Source organism: Soonwooa sp., from assembly GCF_032062245.1.
GTDB lineage: Bacteria > Bacteroidota > Bacteroidia > Flavobacteriales > Weeksellaceae > Soonwooa.
On record NZ_DAMBQF010000040.1, the window covers coordinates 1 to 17,512 of the forward strand.

Below are 17,512 nucleotides of genomic sequence, written 5' to 3' on the forward strand. Positions count from 1 at the left end.
AAAGAATACTTCAACAGAAACATTAACAACTTAAAAGTAAGTATCATTTAAAATGCACAACGGGTATAAAGAAAGTCAATTCTCCAACCTTTATCATAAAAAACCTATCTTAGAAGCTTCAACTATCTAATAAAAGCTATGGACGAATTCTTAAAAGTTATCAATGGAATTGTATGGAGTAACACTTTAATATTTTTATGTTTGTTTTCAGGCATCTTTTTTTCGATACGAATGCGTTTTCCACAGATTCGTTATATCCGCGAAATGTGGAAATTATTATTTAAAGGCAATGCTTCTGAAAAAGGAATTTCGTCGTTTCAGGCGTTTGCGTTAGCTATTTCTGGACGTGTAGGCACAGGGAATATTGCGGGCGTGGCAACAGCAATCGGCATGGGCGGACCTGGCGCAATATTTTGGATGTGGGTTATTGCGTTTCTTGGAAGTGCGTCTGCGATTGTTGAAGCCTCACTTGGACAATACTATAAAGTTGTTAAAGATGGACAATATCGTGGTGGTCCATCTTTCTACATCGAAAAAGGTCTAAAACTAAAATGGTATGCTATTGCCTTTGCGGTGGTAACGGTTTTTAGTTGTGGTTTGTTTTTGCCTGGTGTACAAAGTAATAGTATTGCTGTTGCAGTCAAAAATGCCTTTGATATCCCGATGTATATAACAGGTATTGCTGTTGCAATTATTTTAGGTATTATTATAATAGGTGGTGTTAAACGAATTAGCACGGTTGCAGAATTTGTTGTTCCTTTTATGGCAGGAGGTTATATCCTTATGTCTTTGGTGATTATTGGTCTTAATTTTCAACAAGTCCCAGCTGTTTTTAAATTAATTTTTGAATCCGCCTTGGGTATAGATTCTGCCTTTGGAGGTATTATCGGGATGGCTATTGCTTGGGGTGTAAAACGTGGAATCTACAGTAACGAAGCTGGACAGGGGACTGCACCACATGCCGCCGCGGCAGCCGAAGTATCGCACCCGATGAAGCAAGGTTTAGTACAAGGTTTTTCGGTTTATGTTGATACGATTTTTGTTTGTACGGCGACAGCTTTGATGATTTTGTTCACTGGGATGTATAATGTCGAAAATCCTGCAGGTGGTTTTGTTGTTGAAAATATCCCGAACGTCAAAATGGGCGCGGACTTTACGCAGTTTGCAGTAGCGCAACATTTTCCGTCGATTGGGAAAGCTTTTGTCGCTATTTCGTTGTTCTTCTTTGCATTCACGACGATCATGGCGTATTACTATATTGCAGAAACCAATATTAGCTATCTTCAAAAACATTCTAACAAAAAAATATATATCAGAATTTTCCAAATTGTGATTATGTTTTCGGCTTTTTATGGTACCATCAAAACAGCAGAAAGTGCGTGGATGCTTGGCGATATCGGTGTTGGATTAATGGCTTGGCTCAATATTATTGCGATTTTGTTGATGCAGAAGAAGGCGATGTTCCTTTTCAAAGATTATGAAAAACAGAAAAAAGAAGGAAAAGACCCAACACTTGCGCCAGAAATGACAGAAAATTAATTCTTGTAGAAGTTTAATTTCTCAACATTAATTTTATATTTGTTCTCATATTTGAAATCTTAAAACGTGAGTATCAAAAATAATCCAAAAATCATGAAGGCTTGGGCGTTATACGACTGGGCCAATTCTGTATATTCTTTAGTAATTACATCCACGATTTTTCCTATTTATTATTCGATTTTAACAACCGCTAGCGAAAGAAGTGAGTATGTTGAAGAAACTGGAAAAACAATACAAGTGCCCGTTAGACACATGATCAATATTTTCGGGAGAGATTATCAGCCAGACGCAGTTTATGGTTATTCTTTAACCTTATCTTTTGCAATTGTGGTTTTGTTGTCGCCAATTTTGTCATCGTTGGCAGATACGATTGGTAACAAGAAATCATTCTTACAATTTTTCTGTTATCTAGGCGCGACTTCTTGTATGGGATTAGCGATGTTTACAGGGATGAATACCGTTTGGTTAGGACTTTTATTTAGTGTTACAGCCAGTGTCGGGTTTTGGGGAAGTTTGGTGTTTTATAACTCGTTTTTACCAGATATTGCAACGCCAGATAAACAAGATGCTTTGTCCGCAAAAGGTTATGTTTACGGATACATCGGATCAGTAATTTTGGTGATTATTTGTCTGGTTTTAATTCAAGTTTTAGCGAAAAATGCCGAACAAGCTAAACTTTACACGCGTATAAGTTTCTTATTTACAGGCGCTTGGTGGTTTGGTTTTTCGCAATATACTTTTAAACATTTGCCACAATTCGGGAATATTAAAGATCAACTTCCTAAAGATTTAGTATTATTAAATCATAAAAATCTTTTCAAAAGTCATAAAAATAATGGCGGTTTTTTCTTTGTATTAAAGAAGAATATTGCTTTCTATATTGATATTGTTAAAGAGAGTTTCAGAGAGTTGTTTAAGGTTGGTAATCATTTATTTAGAGATTCTAACTTAAAGTATTTCTTGTCGAGTTTCTTTTTCTTTAGTGTTGGTATGCAGACGATTTTCTTGATGGCAACCTTGTTTGGTAAGTCAGAAATTAATTTAGCTCAAGACAAATTGATTATGACGCTTTTGGTTATTCAGATTGAAGCGATTATTGGTGCGATTGCATTCTCACGTTTATCAAGAAAAATAGGTAACAAAAATGTTATTTCGATTTGTATTGTTTTGTGGATTGTAGCTTGTCTTTCAGCGTATTATCTTAATAAAGAAAACCCAAATGTTGAATATCAATTCTATGGTGTGGCTGCAATTGTTGGTCTAGTAATGGGCGGTCTACAAGCAATGTCGAGATCGACATATTCTAAATTGTTACCACAAGACGGCATGGAAAACACAACTTATTTCAGTTTCTATGATGTTTTAGAAAAATTGGCGATTATTTTAGGAACTTTCATTTTTGCTACATTAATCGAGCATTTTAATAATATGCGTTATGCGGCATTGTCCATGACGGTTTTCTTTGCAATTGGTTTAGTTTTAATTCGTTTTTTAAAAGTAAATGCCAACAATAACAAAGCTAATTTATAATATTAATAATACTTAAAATTTCGGCATTTAATTTGCAGATAACGCAATAGAAAATATTTTGTAAATTTGCATTACAAAACACAAAAAAATAAACAATGACCAACCCTTTATTTTATGCTAAAATTATTCTTTTCGGAGAATATGGAATGATCGAAAACTCGCAAGGGCTTGTCGTTCCGTACAGCTTTTATAAAGGAACTTTGAAGTTCTCGAATTTGGCTTCGGAGTTCGAAAAAAAATCTAACCAGCACCTACAAAAGTACGCTGACTATTTGGCGACACTTAACTTACCCGGTAATTTTAAGTTAAATATCGACGCTTTCAAAAAAGATATTAAAGAAGGATTATTCTTCGATTCTAACATTCCGCAAGGTTATGGCGTTGGAAGTTCTGGTGCTTTGGTTGCTGCAATTTTTGAAAAATATTCATCAGAAAAACTTAGTCCAGATACCATTTCTAAAGAAAATCTTAAAAAACTAAAAGCTATTTTTGGTGAAATGGAAAGCTATTTCCATGGTAAAAGCTCTGGGATGGATCCTTTGATTTGTTACATGAATCTTCCGATCCTTATCGAAAACAAAGAGAATCTTGACAAAGTTGCCATTCCTGATCATACTTCAGAAGGGAAAGGTGCTGTATTTTTGATCGACTCGGGGATAACTGGAGAAACTGGACCGATGATACAGATTTTCTTTGAAAAAATGAAAACTGAAGGTTTCAGAAAAACAATGAAAGAAGAGTTTATCCGCTATAACAACGCTTGTATTGAGGCTTTCCTTAAAAAAGATATGAATCCGTTTTTCAAGAATTTGAAAAAACTGTCAGTTTGGGCGTACGACCACTTCAAACCGATGATTCCGGAAAGCATCTATAACATTTGGAAAAAAGGAATTGATAGCAATGCTTATTACCTTAAACTTTGTGGAAGTGGCGGTGGCGGCTACATTTTAGGATTTACAAAAGATTACGAAAAAGCTGAAAAAATGCTTTCTGGATTTCAGAAAGAGGTGATTTACAGATTTTAATAAAGTATGAGTCAAAACATACAAAAACGACATAAAAATCTTGCCTATCGATTGAATCAATTGATGGGCTTTATTTTGGGTGCACGGTTTTTTTTCGTGGCTTTGTTGACGTTTGCGCTGTATGTTTCGACGTTTTTCTTATTTAACAGAGAAGAAAGTTTTCGTGCTTTTGTCTTCGATTATCACGCACATTTAATTATTCTGTGTTCGGTTTTAAGTATTTTGGCTGGCGGAATTATTAATCAGTTTTATGACCGAGAAAAAGATCAAATAACCAAACCTTTTCGCAGCCGAATACAATCTTTTTTAAAACAAAAATATTTTCTTTACGCCTATATTTTTCTCAATGCCTTAGGTTTAACAATTGCGTTTACACAGTCTTGGCGCGTGTTTGTATTCTTTTTGGTCTATCAATTTTTGATGTGGTTTTACAGTCATAAGATTAGTAAAGTTTTATTTTTAAATAATCTCACATTTGTTGGCTTGACCATGTATCCGTTTTTCGGTATGTTGGTTTATTACAGAACTTTTACTTTGAAAGTCTTTTTCATGGCAATTTTTCTTTTTTTAATGCTGATGATTATCGACATGACTAAAGATCTTTTAACGAAAAATGCTGATAAAGTTTTTGGTTACAAAACGATTGCAAATCAATTTAGTTCTAAAATTGCAAGGCAAGTTATTATCGTATTTTGTTTGATGGCTTTTGTTGTATCGCTCATCATTATTAAAGGTATTGGACTACAAAGCATCATGGCTTGGTATTTTGCGATAGGACTTTTCGTGCTAATATTAAGTATCTTTTGGTTATTCAGAAATCATAATAATGACAAGGTGACAACATTAAGCGTTCTTAAATTATGGATATTTTTTGGAATTTTAGCGATGTTGTTCGATGGTATATATTCAAGATTTAGTTGGGCTATATAATAGATTGCGAAAAGCCTTTTCTATATTGACTTAAAAAAGTCTATCTTTGCAAAAATTTTAAAACATGAGCAGAAACGATAGAAATTCTTCAGACAGAAATAAAAAGACCGGAAATTTTGGAGGGAGAAAGTCTTCTGAAAATTCGCGTGGCTCAAGAGGGGATTCAAAAAATACATCTAGAGAAGGAGGTTCTTTCGAAAGAGGTGGCAAATTTAGAAAGCCAAAAACGACACGTGGTCGTGACTTCGATTCTAGAGATAAATACGAAGGCGGCGAGAGAAAATTCGGACCAAGAAGACCTTTTAACAAAACAGAAGAAGAAGGCGAACGTGTTAAATCTTATATCCAAAGAAGAAAGTTGGATAAGTTAGCGAAAGCGCCAAAAGAAACGATACGACTTAATAAATATATTGCAAATTCAGGGATTTGTAGTAGAAGAGAGGCGGATGATCTTATCACACAAGGACTGGTAGAAGTTAACGGAAAAGTGGTGACAGAGATGGGTTACCAAGTTCAGAAGACGGACCGAGTTGTGTTTGACGGACAAAGTATCACACCAGAAAAACCTGTCTATGTTGTGCTTAACAAGCCAAAAGGTTATATCTCAACGACTAAAGATGACAAAGCTAGAAAAACAGTTATGGATCTTGTAGCTAATGCTTCGCCATACAGATTATTCCCAGTTGGTCGTCTAGATCGTCAAACGACGGGTGTTATCTTGTTGACAAATGATGGTCACATGACGAAAAAATTGACGCATCCATCATTTAACATGAAGAAAATCTATCATGTGACTTTGGATAGAAAATTGTCAATCGAAGATCTAAGATCGATTGCTGACGGAATTCGATTAGAAGAAGGTGTTGCGGAAGTTGACAGCATTTCTTTCATCGAAGGAAAACCTAAAAATGAAATCGGTATCGAAATCCATATCGGATGGAATCGTGTTGTGAGACGTATTTTCCAAAAGTTAGGTTATGAAGTGGAATCACTTGACCGCGTCATGTTTGCTGGACTTACCAAGAAAAACATCAAACGTGGACATTGGAGAATCCTTACCGAACTAGAAGTTAACAATTTGAAAATGTTATAAAACAAAAGAGAGCTAAATTTTAGCTCTCTTTTTATTTTGCTTATGTTTTAATTTAGAACGTATAATTAAAACCGCCTTGTACAAAACCTCTTGTACCAATGCTAGGCTCTATAAAAACCCCGAAATTTCCGCCATATCTTACACCAATCGGCATAATGTTAAAAGCTAAAAAAGTATCGTTTGTTTTTTGAACATTCTTCGAAGGATCCACATAATCCAAATCTCGGAATAAAACCCCAACGGAAACTCCTGAGTAGAAGCGCCATTTATTATCGGCATCTGACCAGAAATAATCAACCTTAGGCAAAATGGAGAAATAAGATTGTTTTCTGTAGCTTGATTTAGTTTCGTTAAAAGATTCAAGATTGGCTTCTAGACCATAACGCCACTTCATGTTTTCGTTATAAGTCGTTAGCGCAACTGTTAGAACGCCATTACTGTTTGGCATTTCGGGTTCGCCGTTGAAAATCGTTGTACCAACAGCTTTTAGAATAGAGTCTGCACCTCCGAATAAAGATCCTGTTCCATATCCAGCAGAAACTTCAAATTTTTGAGCATTAAAAAATGATACGCTACACAATGTAGCCATATACACTAATTTTTTCATGGTTTTATAGTTTTAAATGTTTTCGTTACAAAAATAAAAAAAACTGCTTAGAATAAAGCAGTTTTGATAATTTATTATGTTCTAAAACTTCTTAACCAACAACGGTTACGTGATGTTGTAATAAGTCATAGATTGTATTTTTTGCACTATCAGGCTTTACGTTAACAGCTCTTGTCCCTTGGAAGTGTAACATTGGGACAAATCCTGCTTCCATCGCATCTAGGCAAGTATATTTAACGCAATAATCTAATGCTAAACCAACGATTTCCACAATTTGAATATCGTGATATTTAAGATAATCTTCTAATCCTGTTTTCAAAAAATGATTGTTATCTTGGAATCCACTGTAACTGTCAATGTCAGGATGTGTACCTTTCTGGAAAATTTTTGTAGCTTTTGAGACATTAAGATCTTTATGAAACTCTGCGCCGAAAGTCCCTTGTACACAGTGATCTGGCCACATAAACTGCGGGATGCTATTTAATATAATAGTTTCACCAACTTGGCGGTCGTTGTTACTTGCAAACGATTTGTGTTCTGCTGGATGCCAATCTTGGGTAAAAACAATTTCGTCATAGTTTCCTTTCTCCATCAACGTATTAATGAAAGGGATAATTTCGCTAGCGCCTGGCACCGCAAGACTTCCTCCTTCACAAAAATCATTTTGTACATCAACAACTATAAGGGCTTTTTTCATAAGATAATATTTAATACAAATTTACACTAAACAAATTTAGTTGTAAAGCTTATTACATCAATTATACCAATTATTCCTATGGTACAAATTGTCATGTTTCTGATTTTAAAATCATGCATTGAATTTAAATAAGAATTAGTATTTTTAAAAAATAAAACAGATTGACAGAAATGGTAAATAATTTTCATAAACATCTTTCGCAGATTCTTGAAATTCCTGAGGATAGCATAACGCAATGTTCGACGCATTACGATGTCAAATTCTTTAAAAAAGGAAGTGTGTTGGTGCGAGAAGGTGAGGTGAATAATGATCGTTATTTTGTCGAGAAAGGTCTTTTGAGAATGTATTCTATCGATAAGTTGGGGAAAGAGCATGTGATCCAATTTGCGCCAGAAGGCTGGATTATTTCGGACTCAACTAGTCAAATGTTAAGTGAGAAATCTCGTTTTTATATAGAAGCTATTGAAGATTCTGAAGTTGTTGTCATGGCAGATGATTTTTTGTTTAAGTTAGCAGAATTGCATCCACAAGTTGCAGAAAGAAATCAAGTGTTGATGTTTAACCATATCAAAAACTTGCAAAACAGAGTTAATGCTTTGATAAGTACCACAGCTGAAGAACGTTACTTAGATTTTCTTAAAAAGTATCCTAATATCATGCTCCGTGTTCCGCAATGGATGGTGGCTTCTTATCTCGGGATTACGCCAGAAAGTCTTAGTCGTGTACGAAAAGAGCTTGCGAAGAAGAATTTCGAGGTTTAAAATATTTTAAGATAAATAAAAAATCCTGAGCATTGTACTCAGGATTTTGTTTGTTATAAAGGGATGTTACCGTGTTTTCTGTTTGGTCTTTCAACGAATTTGTTTTCCAACATCGCGAAAGCTTTTATTAGTTTTCGACGGGTATCTTCGGGAAAAATAACTTCATCGATAAAACCTCTTTGTGCCGCTGTGTAAGGATTTGCAAATTTCTCAGCATATTCTGCTTCTTTTTCAGCAAGTTTTGCTGCAGGATCAGCCGCTTCCGAAATTTCTCTTTTAAAAATAATTTCAGAAGCTCCTTTAGCGCCCATTACGGCAATCTCAGCAGACGGCCAAGCGAAGTTCATATCAGCGCCGATATGTTTAGAGTTCATAACGTCGTAAGCGCCACCATAAGCTTTTCTTGTAATAACCGTTACTTTCGGGACAGTTGCTTCTGATAAAGCGTAAAGTAACTTTGCTCCATGCGTGATGATACCATTCCATTCTTGATCTGTACCAGGCAAGAAACCAGGAACGTCAACCAATACTAACAAAGGAATATTGAAAGCATCACAAAAACGTGTAAATCTCGCCGCTTTAATAGACGAATTAACATCTAGACAACCAGCCAAGAACATTGGATTATTAGCCACGATACCAATACTTCTACCAGCAATTCTTGCAAAACCTACAACGATGTTTTCAGCATAATTTTTATGAATTTCAAAGAACGAATCTTCATCAATTAAATGATTGATAACATCGTGCATATCATAAGGCTTGTTGGCATTATCTGGAATAATGTTCTTAAGATCTTCACGAAGTTCGTTACCAATATCGTATGGTAATTGTTGAGTTAATTCTTGATTATTTTGAGGAAGATAGCTTAATAAAGTTTTTACATCTTCAAGACATTCAACATCGTTAGAGGAAGTTGTATGTGCAACACCAGACTTTGTAGAATGCGTTGAAGCACCGCCCAATTCTTCGGAAGTTACCGTTTCGTTGGTTACTGTTTTAACAACGTTAGGTCCTGTTACGAACATATAAGACGTGTTCTCCACCATCATTGTGAAATCCGTCATCGCTGGAGAATATACCGCACCACCAGCGCAAGGTCCCATAATGGCAGAAATCTGAGGAATAACACCAGAAGCTTGTACATTTCTAAAGAAAATATCTGCATAACCACCCAATGATCTTACACCTTCTTGGATACGCGCACCTCCAGAGTCATTAAGACCAACCATCGGCGCACCAACTTTAACTGCCATATCCATCACTTTGCAAATTTTCTCTGCATGCGTCTCAGACAAAGCTCCTCCGAATACCGTAAAATCTTGAGCGAAAGCATAAGTCAAGCGACCGTTAACCGTTCCGTAACCTGTTATAACACCATCGCCAAGATAATATTCTTTATCCATCCCAAAATCCTTGGTACGGTGTGTGATGAAAGCGCCAATTTCTTCAAAAGAGCCTTCGTCAAAGAAATATTCGATACGTTCTCTTGCGGTTAGTTTTTTCTTAGCGTGTTGCGTTGCAATTCTTTTTTCGCCACCGCCCAGTTTAGACTCCGCTATTTTTTTATTTAAAAGGTCTATTTTATTTTCCATGATTTGATTTAGAATTGATTAGGAACACGCAATAATTTTTGATCCTCAAGATATTTTTTCAAAGCGATTAATGCTGCAACTTCGGCTTCTTTAGCTTGGTTTTCTACAATAATTTCTGGACTGTAATATTTTTTAACAAAATTAGTATCAAAATTTCCGGAACGGAAAGCTTCATGATCGAACACAAAACTACCGAAAGGCAGAGTCGTGCTAACACCTTCAACTTTGTAATCTTGGATTGCTTCTAGCATTTTTTCAATCGCTTCGTTACGGTCTTTACCATGAACGATTAATTTTGAAAGCATTGGATCATAATAAATTGGAACATCCATGCCTTCCGCAAAACCATCATCCACACGAATACCTTCACCAACTGGCGGTCGATAAGTTGTCAAAGTTCCAACGCTTGGTAAGAAATCATTCAATGGATCTTCTGCATAAACACGAAGTTCTAGTGCGTGACCATCAATTTTTAAATCTTCTTGTTTTATTGGTAAAGCTTCACCACGAGCAACACGAATTTGTAATTCTACCAAATCCATTCCTGTAATCATTTCGGTTACGGGATGTTCCACTTGTAGACGCGTATTCATCTCTAGGAAATAGAAGTTTTTGTTTTCATCCAAAAGGAATTCAACAGTACCAGCGCCTAGATAATCACAAGATTTAGCCACTTTAACCGCAGCTTCTCCCATAGCTTTTCTAATTTCTGGTGTTAAAACCGCAGATGGCGCTTCTTCAACAACCTTTTGGTGGCGACGTTGTACAGAACATTCTCTCTCGAATAAATAAAGAATATTGCCATGATCGTCTGCCATAACTTGGATTTCGATATGCTTTGGAGAACCAACATATTTTTCGATAAATACAGATCCGTCACCAAAAGCTGAAGTCGCTTCGGAAATAGCACGTTGCATTTGAGACTCAAATTCGCCTTCGTTTTCTACAACACGCATCCCTTTTCCACCACCACCAGCAGAAGCTTTAATCAAAATTGGAAAACCAATTTCAACGGCAACTTTTTTAGCTTTTTCAACATCGGTGATGGCTTCGTCAAGACCAGGAACCATCGGGATATCATAAGCTTTAACGGCTTCTTTAGCAGCCAACTTACTTCCCATAATATGGATCGCATTAGAACGTGGACCGATAAATGTAATATTATTAGCTTCGGCCTTTTCCGCAAATTCAGCATTTTCTGACAAGAAGCCATAACCAGGATGGATCCCGTCAACACCTAATTCCTTACAAACTTCAATGATTTTATCGCCTAATAAATAAGACTGATTAGAAGGCGCTTCACCAATGCAAACCGCTTCGTCAGCAAATTTAACATGAGGAGATTCTCTATCTGCAACAGAGAAAACAGCAACGGTTTTAATACCCATTTTCTTAGCTGTTTTCATCACTCTTAATGCTATTTCTCCTCGATTTGCTACGAGTATTTTTTTCATTTTATGATTAGATTTTATTCGAATTCGATTAATAATTGTCCTTTGTCAACCGCTTGACCTTTTTCTACAGCGATCGATTTAATAACACCTTGTCTCGGTGAGTAGAAGCTGTTTTCCATTTTCATCGCTTCAAGAATCAGAAGACTATCGCCTTCGTTAACTTCTTGCCCAACCGCAACAGAAATTTCTAAAATAAGTCCTGGCATTGGCGCTTTAATCGCATTAACTTGTTTTGATTTTCCAACTTCGAAGCCCATTTTTTTAATCAACTTGTCCAAATCATTTTGGATATCAACTTCATAAAGATTGTTGTTAACAGAAACCGTATATTTTTTTTGATTAAAATCGGCATCAACAACTTCGGCTTGGTAAGATTTGTTTTGATGAAGGATGTGATAATTTTCGTTATCCAAAGTCACAGCATCAATTGCATGGATTTGGTCTTCTGTCAAACTGAAGTCGTAACTTTTATTAACAGAAGCATTAAAAGATTTTCCCATTGATTTTTATATGGATTTATTTAAAATGTCATTTCAGGAGCATTCTCGTCGGCAATTAACTTACCAGCAGTTGCTTTTTTGATGTCATCAACACTAACGCCTGGCGCTCTTTCTAAAAGTCGGAAACCGCCTTCTGGTAAAACCTCGTAAACGCCCAATTCGGTAACGATTTTTTTAATGCATTTAACACCAGTTAAAGGCAAAGTACATTCTGATAACAACTTGCTTTCTCCATGTTTGTTAACTTGTTGCATCGCTACAATAATGTTCTTCGCAGAAGCTACCAAATCCATTGCGCCGCCCATACCTTTTACCATTTTGCCAGGAATTTTCCAGTTGGCGATATCTCCGTTTTCTGAAACTTCCATTGCGCCAAGTATTGTTAAATCTACTTTTTGTGCACGGATCATCCCAAAACTCATCGCGGAGTCAAAAACTGCAGAACCTGGTAAAGTTGTAATAGTTTGTTTTCCGGCATTGATAAGATCTGGATCTTCTTCGCCTTCGATGGGGAAAGGTCCCATACCAAGAAGTCCATTTTCGGATTGTAGCACGACATTTATCCCTTCTGGAATATAGTTGGCAACCAAAGTTGGAATACCAATTCCTAAATTAACATACGAATTATTCTTGATTTCCTTTGCTATACGCTGGGCAATTTGCTCTTTTGTAAGACTCATTATTTACGAATTATTATGCTTTAAAGTTAAGATTTTTTTGCTTTCGATAGGCTTTAAAAATGAAAAAAGAGCCTCATTTGGCTCTTTTTTGTTATTTTGATTTTCTTGGATGAGATGGCGGTGGAGGTGGAGGAGGCGTTTTTCCATCTTCTGCAAATTGCATCACGACTGGTAGCTTGTAATATGAAGTAATGCTTTTACCATCTTTTTTTGCTGGTTCCCAAGTTACGTTTTGAAGAATTTTATTAAGTGCTCTTTCAACCTCTTTGTTAAAGTTTTGATTTTCACCAGTGGTTGTAACAGCAACAAATTTCCCTTCCGAATCTATCTTAATCATGCTTTCTGTTTTTAAAAATCCCTTCATGTTTTCAAAAGAAAATGTGTTGATTTCCATTGCTAAATCGCGTCTCAGCTGACCAATTCCGCCTGGGTATTCTGCAGGTTTTTCTACTTCTGTGGATTCAGATTTTGAAGCGTTACCAGTGATTTTTGAAGATTCCAGTTCGTTTTTACGTTTTATTGTATCGCTAACTTTATCTGCAATCGTAGGTTTAGAAGTTTGAAATTCTGTTGTATTACTTTGTGCTAAACCATCAACTTTCTGTTGAGTATTCTTTTCTAAAACCGAATCATTAATTGCAATTGGCGTTTTAACTTTTTCGGCAAAGAGAAATGCCACGCCACAAGTAAATAGAACAGATCCGAAAATACGAAAGCCCATTTTATTGCTTTTTTTGGTATTCATCATAATAAATCTTTTTTTGGTGTTATTATTTCGTTTAAATGTTTGTGTCAGTTGGAAAAAATGATTAGAAACTTCTTGATAAATTATTTCTTGATAATCTTTTAATGATTTTTGTTTTAAAACAGCATCGTCATCCAAAAATTCATGGTTGGTTGTAATAGCATTTTTGAAAAAATATAACGCAGGATTTAACCAAAACAAAGCTTTTAAAAATTCAATTAATAAAATATCATAACTATGTTTTTGCTTAATATGCGTCTGTTCGTGTACGAGAATGCTGTCATCTATGTTATTATTTTCAAAACGTTCTCGATTGACGTAGATCGTATTTAAAAAGCTGAAAGCGATTATATTTTCTTCTAAAAGCGAAATTTTATAAGTTTTAAAAACTATATTTTTTGCTTTTACTTTTTTAAATAAAATTTGTCCGATTTGGAACATTAATTTTAGAATTAAAATCCCGACAATCATTAAATATAGATAGAAAAAAATTGAGAAATATCGAATTTTGGCGCTTCCTCAATAATCTGAGATTGGATAGCTTCTTGTCCAAGATTAAAAGTCGAGGCTTTAACATAATAACTTCCGAAAGGAATTTCCATAAAAGGAATCCCTAAACTAAAAGCTAAACTTGCCAATAAAAAGAACCTTTTGAAATGATGATTCTTTTGATTTTCTAAAACCAAATAATAAAAAATAATCAGCAAACTGCTTACTGCAACGTACTTTAGATAAAACGGAATCATGACTTTGGGTTTTCAAGTTTTTCATCAATCATGTCGCGCAATTCTTTTAATTCTTTTTGACTAAGCTTTGCGTTTTGAGTAAAAAATGATGCAAATTGACTCACAGAATTATCGAAAAAATTATGAATCATGCTTTTCATTTCAGAAGAAAAATAGTGCTCTTTTTCAATTTTAGGAAAATATTCCCGCGAATTTCCAAACAATTCGTAGCCAACAAAATCTTTGTTTTGCATCCTTTTTAGCAAAGTTGCGATGGTTGTTGTTGCAGGTTTCGGATCAGGATAAGCATCGATAATATCTTTCATAAAGGCTTTCTCTTTTTCCCAAAGGACTTGCATAACTTCTTTTTCTGCTTCGGTTAATTTAATTTTCATTCTACAAATAATTATCTAACTCTATAAATGTAGAATTAAATTTTGAATGACCAAATATTTAATGCCTAACTTTGTGAAAAAATTATGAAATGGATTTGAAAATAGACAAACTTGATCTTGACGAAATAAGCTTGGTAATGCCGATGATGAAAGACTTTTATGAAATTGATGGTTATCCTTTTGACACCGAAACGACGCGTAAAAATTTTGAAATTTTTGTTGAAAGTCCAAATCTTGGTCAATGTTTTATTTTAAAAAATGAAGAAAAAGAAGTTGTTGGTTACATGATTCTTAATTATTTATTTTCGTTTGAATTTGGTGGAATGATGTGTTTTCTGGACGAATTGTATATAAAACCTGAAGCACAAGGCAAAAAATATGGCGGCAAAGCGGTGACTTTTGCGCAGGAATTTGCACAGAAACAAAATCTGAAAATGATGTTCCTCGAAATCGAAAATCATAACGAACGCGCGATTCATCTTTATCAAAAACTAGGCTTCAAAATGCATAAACGTAGCATTATGACCTACGAACCATAACAAAAAAGTTTCAACAAATGTTGAAACTTTTTCTATTTTTTAGTAAATGAAAACTTTTAGTAGACAAGTTTAATCGCCGCGTTTTTACAAATTATCATTAATTAAATTTCGCAATTCTGTAGCGTAGGTTCCGCCTGTAATTTTATGGATAACTTTCCCGTTTTTAACAAGATAAGTTAAAGGAATTGCTTGTGTTGTATTCTCGAAATTAAGAGGTTTTTTGTCTAGAAAGTTTAATATCGCATTTTTATACTTTATATTTTTAAGCGTTAAATCTTCGAAATGAAATTTTTTTAGAATCAATAAATTTCTGAAGTTTCGCCGAATCGGTATCAACTGATAATGAAGCAAATTGCACATTTTTACCCTCAAATTCTGCTTTTATTTTGTTTAATTCTGGCATTTCTTCAACAGATGGGACGCACCAAGTTGCCCATATATTGATGCAGGTTAATTTGTCAGAGTTTAAGATTTCGTTTTGAAAATCACTGTTTTCAAACGTGTTAATTTTTTCGGGTCGCAAATCATTTTTAGTTTTACCGGTATGAACGCTGCCAATATTGAATCCAGCAAATTGTATAAAAATACAAATTGTTCCAAATATTGCTTCTGGCATTAAGAATTCAGATTTTTTTTAAGAAAATAAATATTAGAATCAATGCTATTTTCAGTTTTCAAAAGCTCATTTCGTTTCAAAATGATTTCATTTTTGAAAATATTTGCAGAAATCATTTTATCTAAAATGTTCATCGATTGGCTTATATAAATATGAAAACTGTTTTAAAATTAATAAAAAATCCGCTCAATATTTAAGAGGATTTTGATTTTATTTGTAAAGCGATTTAATTCAGAATCTCATTAATTTTCGGATATTCAGAAATTTTTCGGAATTCAAAACGATTTGATTTTTGCAAAACATTGATGAACTCATCCAATTCTGCAAGCGATTCGTCATCCGTCAAATATTGATCGTGCGTCAAAAACACCAAATGTCTAGACGTTTTCTCTAAATCATTCAAAAAAATACTGTCGACTTTTTTCATCATCTGTTGGTGATTTCCTTTTAATGACATTTTTGCGGTAGGACGCCATTCTAGATCCCAACCAACCAGTTTGTAACCCGCAATTTGTAGTTGATTGGCAGCAAGTTTTGAAGCAGAAATATCAGTAACATTTATGTTATTAAGTCGCCAAATATTACGTCCAGGTGTTCTTGCAATTTTATTATTTAAACCCAAAATAACCTGCGCCGAATCGAAATCTTCAACGACTTTTTCTGGGTTTTTGTAAAACTCCGAATAGTGATTATCTGCGTGACTAAAACTGTGATTAGCGATTTCCATTAAAGAATCTTTTTGCAAATCTGCAAAGTCTTTTTTCTGTTTAGCACTTCCATTAACGTGTTTACCTACAACGAAAGTAGTTGCCACAACATTTCTTTTATGCAAAATTTTCAAAAGATTTTCGGTTCCACGATTTGGTCCATCGTCAAAAGTTAAATAGATAATCCGCTTGTTGTCGCTGATTGTTCCGGTAGTTTCATCAACTTTAATAACAATTTTTGAGACGGGTTTCTTTTGGGGTTGTTCGGTGGTTTTTGCGTCGATGCGTTCTGTCGTTTTATCACAACCAACCAAAAGAAATGACGTTGCCGAAATTAATGCAAGCGTCCCAAGAAAAGCCGATGTATTAAGCTTTTCTTCAAAAAATGTTTTCATAAAATTGGAAAGGAATTAAGTTAAAGAAATGTTAAATTTTTCCAATTTAATTCCCATCAAATGTGATGCCGAGTTTTTATTTTTTTTAAATTAAAATGTTAAAGTTTAGTCCAAATTAAAACTTTAACATTTTTAAATTTTTGGAAGTCATTTTATCTTGAATAATTAATTTAAAATTGATGAAAGTGTTTAGAAAAATCTGAATAAAAATTTTACAGAAACTTTGATTTTAAAATATCTTGAAGTTTTTGCATACCTTCTGTTGCAGAGCTTTTAAAACAGTTTTCTTTATTTCTAAACATCGAAAAATCTAAATTGGGATCAATTACAAAAATCTCAGCATTTGTAGGAACATCATGCACTAAACCTGCTGCCGGATAAACTTGCATAGAGGTCCCGATAACCAGAAATAAATCCGCTTCCGAAGCAATTTCGGCAGCATTTTGCATCTCAGTAACCATCTCGCCAAACCAAACAATGTGAGGTCGCAATTGTATTCCGTTTTCGTCCAAATCTCCAAGATTAAGGTCGTCTTCCCAAAGAATTGCGTCGCTTTCCGAATTTACAGGTCGCACTTTGCAGAGTTCACCATGAAGATGCGTCACCTTTGTAGAGCCTGCGCGTTCATGCAAGTCGTCTACATTTTGTGTGATGATATGAACATCAAAATCTCTTTCTAGTTCTGCTAAAATTTCATGCGCTCGATTTGGTTTTACATCTTTTAATTGTCGGCGTCTAAGGTTGTAAAATTCCAAAACTAATTCTGGATTTCTTTCAAAACCTTCGGGCGACGCCACATCTTCAATACGATGATTTTCCCAAAAACCATTCGAATCTCTAAAAGTCGAAATTCCGCTTTCTGCACTAATCCCAGCACCCGATAAAACCACAAGTTTCTTTTTCATATCAAGATTTTCATTTGGTTTTGTAAGTCTCCCCAAAAACCGGACATTTTATAACCCTAAAGTTATTAGCAAAA

The 17,512-nt window shown here is 34.7% G+C and carries 19 protein-coding genes; 7 read left to right on the forward strand and 12 right to left on the reverse strand.

What is annotated here, in order from left to right; genetic code table 11:
- The first annotated feature begins 138 nt into the window (after positions 1 to 138).
- The 5 genes from RT037_RS13020 to RT037_RS13040 all read left to right on the forward strand — a co-directional run bounded on the left by RT037_RS13020 (position 139) and on the right by RT037_RS13040 (position 6,117).
- Positions 139 to 1,539 (forward strand): alanine/glycine:cation symporter family protein, encoded by a 1,401-nt coding sequence (locus RT037_RS13020; protein WP_313032093.1) that lies wholly within the window; start codon positions 139 to 141, stop codon positions 1,537 to 1,539.
- 93 nt (positions 1,540 to 1,632) lie between these two features.
- Positions 1,633 to 3,069, forward strand: coding sequence for an MFS transporter (locus tag RT037_RS13025; RefSeq protein ID WP_312324007.1), 1,437 nt, complete (start codon positions 1,633 to 1,635; stop codon positions 3,067 to 3,069).
- 95 nt (positions 3,070 to 3,164) lie between these two features.
- Complete coding sequence (locus RT037_RS13030) at positions 3,165 to 4,094, forward strand: mevalonate kinase (protein WP_313032095.1); 930 nt, start codon at positions 3,165 to 3,167, stop codon at positions 4,092 to 4,094.
- Positions 4,095 to 4,100: 6 nt separating this feature from the next.
- Positions 4,101 to 5,024: a UbiA family prenyltransferase gene (locus RT037_RS13035; RefSeq protein ID WP_313032098.1), complete on the forward strand. Its 924-nt coding sequence runs from the start codon at positions 4,101 to 4,103 to the stop codon at positions 5,022 to 5,024.
- A 64-nt stretch (positions 5,025 to 5,088) separates the two neighbouring features.
- On the forward strand, positions 5,089 to 6,117 hold the full coding sequence (locus RT037_RS13040) for a pseudouridine synthase (RefSeq protein ID WP_313032099.1): 1,029 nt from the start codon (positions 5,089 to 5,091) through the stop codon (positions 6,115 to 6,117).
- Positions 6,118 to 6,169: 52 nt separating this feature from the next.
- Here the strand turns inward: RT037_RS13040 and RT037_RS13045 are convergent, their stop codons facing one another.
- Both RT037_RS13045 and pncA read right to left on the reverse strand, forming a co-directional pair.
- A complete protein-coding gene (locus RT037_RS13045; protein WP_313032102.1) occupies positions 6,170 to 6,724 on the reverse strand; it encodes a hypothetical protein in 555 nt (184 codons plus the stop codon).
- A gap of 91 nt (positions 6,725 to 6,815) precedes the next feature.
- A complete protein-coding gene (gene pncA / locus RT037_RS13050) occupies positions 6,816 to 7,421 on the reverse strand; it encodes a bifunctional nicotinamidase/pyrazinamidase (RefSeq protein ID WP_313032104.1) in 606 nt (201 codons plus the stop codon).
- A gap of 170 nt (positions 7,422 to 7,591) precedes the next feature.
- Here pncA and RT037_RS13055 point away from each other — a divergent pair, with 170 nt between their 5' ends.
- The gene (locus RT037_RS13055; protein WP_079667978.1) at positions 7,592 to 8,182 is read left to right on the forward strand and encodes a Crp/Fnr family transcriptional regulator; all 591 of its coding nucleotides are present in this window, start codon (positions 7,592 to 7,594) and stop codon (positions 8,180 to 8,182) included.
- 53 nt (positions 8,183 to 8,235) lie between these two features.
- On the opposite strand, the gene RT037_RS13060 is transcribed toward RT037_RS13055, so the two are convergent.
- The 7 genes from RT037_RS13060 to RT037_RS13090 form a co-directional block, all read right to left on the reverse strand.
- Positions 8,236 to 9,777: an acyl-CoA carboxylase subunit beta gene (locus RT037_RS13060; RefSeq protein ID WP_312323939.1), complete on the reverse strand. Its 1,542-nt coding sequence runs from the start codon at positions 9,775 to 9,777 to the stop codon at positions 8,236 to 8,238.
- Between the two features lie 8 nt (positions 9,778 to 9,785).
- Complete coding sequence (accC, locus tag RT037_RS13065; RefSeq protein ID WP_313032107.1) at positions 9,786 to 11,231, reverse strand: acetyl-CoA carboxylase biotin carboxylase subunit; 1,446 nt, start codon at positions 11,229 to 11,231, stop codon at positions 9,786 to 9,788.
- A 14-nt stretch (positions 11,232 to 11,245) separates the two neighbouring features.
- Positions 11,246 to 11,731 (reverse strand): acetyl-CoA carboxylase biotin carboxyl carrier protein subunit, encoded by a 486-nt coding sequence (locus RT037_RS13070; protein WP_313032110.1) that lies wholly within the window; start codon positions 11,729 to 11,731, stop codon positions 11,246 to 11,248.
- A gap of 20 nt (positions 11,732 to 11,751) precedes the next feature.
- Positions 11,752 to 12,411, reverse strand: a complete 660-nt coding sequence (locus RT037_RS13075; RefSeq protein WP_079668331.1) for a 3-oxoacid CoA-transferase subunit B — start codon at positions 12,409 to 12,411, stop codon at positions 11,752 to 11,754.
- A 91-nt stretch (positions 12,412 to 12,502) separates the two neighbouring features.
- Positions 12,503 to 13,597, reverse strand: coding sequence for a M56 family metallopeptidase (locus tag RT037_RS13080; protein WP_313032113.1), 1,095 nt, complete (start codon positions 13,595 to 13,597; stop codon positions 12,503 to 12,505).
- 29 nt (positions 13,598 to 13,626) lie between these two features.
- Positions 13,627 to 13,902 (reverse strand): hypothetical protein, encoded by a 276-nt coding sequence (locus RT037_RS13085; protein ID WP_313032115.1) that lies wholly within the window; start codon positions 13,900 to 13,902, stop codon positions 13,627 to 13,629.
- Positions 13,899 to 14,276 (reverse strand): BlaI/MecI/CopY family transcriptional regulator, encoded by a 378-nt coding sequence (locus RT037_RS13090; RefSeq protein WP_312324102.1) that lies wholly within the window; start codon positions 14,274 to 14,276, stop codon positions 13,899 to 13,901. The genes RT037_RS13085 and RT037_RS13090 overlap by 4 nt, the downstream gene beginning before the upstream one ends.
- A gap of 89 nt (positions 14,277 to 14,365) precedes the next feature.
- On the opposite strand from RT037_RS13090, the gene RT037_RS13095 reads away from it, so the two are divergent.
- On the forward strand, positions 14,366 to 14,815 hold the full coding sequence (locus tag RT037_RS13095) for a GNAT family N-acetyltransferase (RefSeq protein ID WP_313032119.1): 450 nt from the start codon (positions 14,366 to 14,368) through the stop codon (positions 14,813 to 14,815).
- A gap of 262 nt (positions 14,816 to 15,077) precedes the next feature.
- Here RT037_RS13095 and RT037_RS13100 read toward each other — a convergent pair whose 3' ends face one another.
- The 3 genes from RT037_RS13100 to RT037_RS13110 form a co-directional block, all read right to left on the reverse strand.
- The gene (locus tag RT037_RS13100; RefSeq protein ID WP_313032120.1) at positions 15,078 to 15,431 is read right to left on the reverse strand and encodes a TlpA disulfide reductase family protein; all 354 of its coding nucleotides are present in this window, start codon (positions 15,429 to 15,431) and stop codon (positions 15,078 to 15,080) included.
- 226 nt (positions 15,432 to 15,657) lie between these two features.
- Positions 15,658 to 16,533, reverse strand: a complete 876-nt coding sequence (locus tag RT037_RS13105; RefSeq protein WP_313032124.1) for a polysaccharide deacetylase family protein — start codon at positions 16,531 to 16,533, stop codon at positions 15,658 to 15,660.
- 212 nt (positions 16,534 to 16,745) lie between these two features.
- On the reverse strand, positions 16,746 to 17,438 hold the full coding sequence (locus tag RT037_RS13110) for an NAD-dependent deacylase (protein ID WP_313032127.1): 693 nt from the start codon (positions 17,436 to 17,438) through the stop codon (positions 16,746 to 16,748).
- Positions 17,439 to 17,512 lie beyond the last annotated feature (74 nt).

Excerpts from the sequence above, each read along its gene's own strand:
- RT037_RS13020 (WP_313032093.1), top strand. The coding sequence starts at position 139 with ATGGACGAATTCTTAAAAGTTATCAATGGAATTGTATGGAGTAACACT.
- RT037_RS13025 (WP_312324007.1), top strand. The coding sequence starts at position 1,633 with ATGAAGGCTTGGGCGTTATACGACTGGGCCAATTCTGTATATTCTTTA.
- RT037_RS13030 (WP_313032095.1), top strand. The coding sequence starts at position 3,165 with ATGACCAACCCTTTATTTTATGCTAAAATTATTCTTTTCGGAGAATAT.
- RT037_RS13035 (WP_313032098.1), top strand. The coding sequence starts at position 4,101 with ATGAGTCAAAACATACAAAAACGACATAAAAATCTTGCCTATCGATTG.
- RT037_RS13040 (WP_313032099.1), top strand. The coding sequence starts at position 5,089 with ATGAGCAGAAACGATAGAAATTCTTCAGACAGAAATAAAAAGACCGGA.
- RT037_RS13045 (WP_313032102.1), bottom strand. The coding sequence starts at position 6,724 with ATGAAAAAATTAGTGTATATGGCTACATTGTGTAGCGTATCATTTTTT.
- pncA (WP_313032104.1), bottom strand. The coding sequence starts at position 7,421 with ATGAAAAAAGCCCTTATAGTTGTTGATGTACAAAATGATTTTTGTGAA.
- RT037_RS13055 (WP_079667978.1), top strand. The coding sequence starts at position 7,592 with ATGGTAAATAATTTTCATAAACATCTTTCGCAGATTCTTGAAATTCCT.
- RT037_RS13060 (WP_312323939.1), bottom strand. The coding sequence starts at position 9,777 with ATGGAAAATAAAATAGACCTTTTAAATAAAAAAATAGCGGAGTCTAAA.
- accC (WP_313032107.1), bottom strand. The coding sequence starts at position 11,231 with ATGAAAAAAATACTCGTAGCAAATCGAGGAGAAATAGCATTAAGAGTG.
- RT037_RS13070 (WP_313032110.1), bottom strand. The coding sequence starts at position 11,731 with ATGGGAAAATCTTTTAATGCTTCTGTTAATAAAAGTTACGACTTCAGT.
- RT037_RS13075 (WP_079668331.1), bottom strand. The coding sequence starts at position 12,411 with ATGAGTCTTACAAAAGAGCAAATTGCCCAGCGTATAGCAAAGGAAATC.
- RT037_RS13080 (WP_313032113.1), bottom strand. The coding sequence starts at position 13,597 with ATGTTCCAAATCGGACAAATTTTATTTAAAAAAGTAAAAGCAAAAAAT.
- RT037_RS13085 (WP_313032115.1), bottom strand. The coding sequence starts at position 13,902 with ATGATTCCGTTTTATCTAAAGTACGTTGCAGTAAGCAGTTTGCTGATT.
- RT037_RS13090 (WP_312324102.1), bottom strand. The coding sequence starts at position 14,276 with ATGAAAATTAAATTAACCGAAGCAGAAAAAGAAGTTATGCAAGTCCTT.
- RT037_RS13095 (WP_313032119.1), top strand. The coding sequence starts at position 14,366 with ATGGATTTGAAAATAGACAAACTTGATCTTGACGAAATAAGCTTGGTA.
- RT037_RS13100 (WP_313032120.1), bottom strand. The coding sequence starts at position 15,431 with ATGCCAGAAGCAATATTTGGAACAATTTGTATTTTTATACAATTTGCT.
- RT037_RS13105 (WP_313032124.1), bottom strand. The coding sequence starts at position 16,533 with ATGAAAACATTTTTTGAAGAAAAGCTTAATACATCGGCTTTTCTTGGG.
- RT037_RS13110 (WP_313032127.1), bottom strand. The coding sequence starts at position 17,438 with ATGAAAAAGAAACTTGTGGTTTTATCGGGTGCTGGGATTAGTGCAGAA.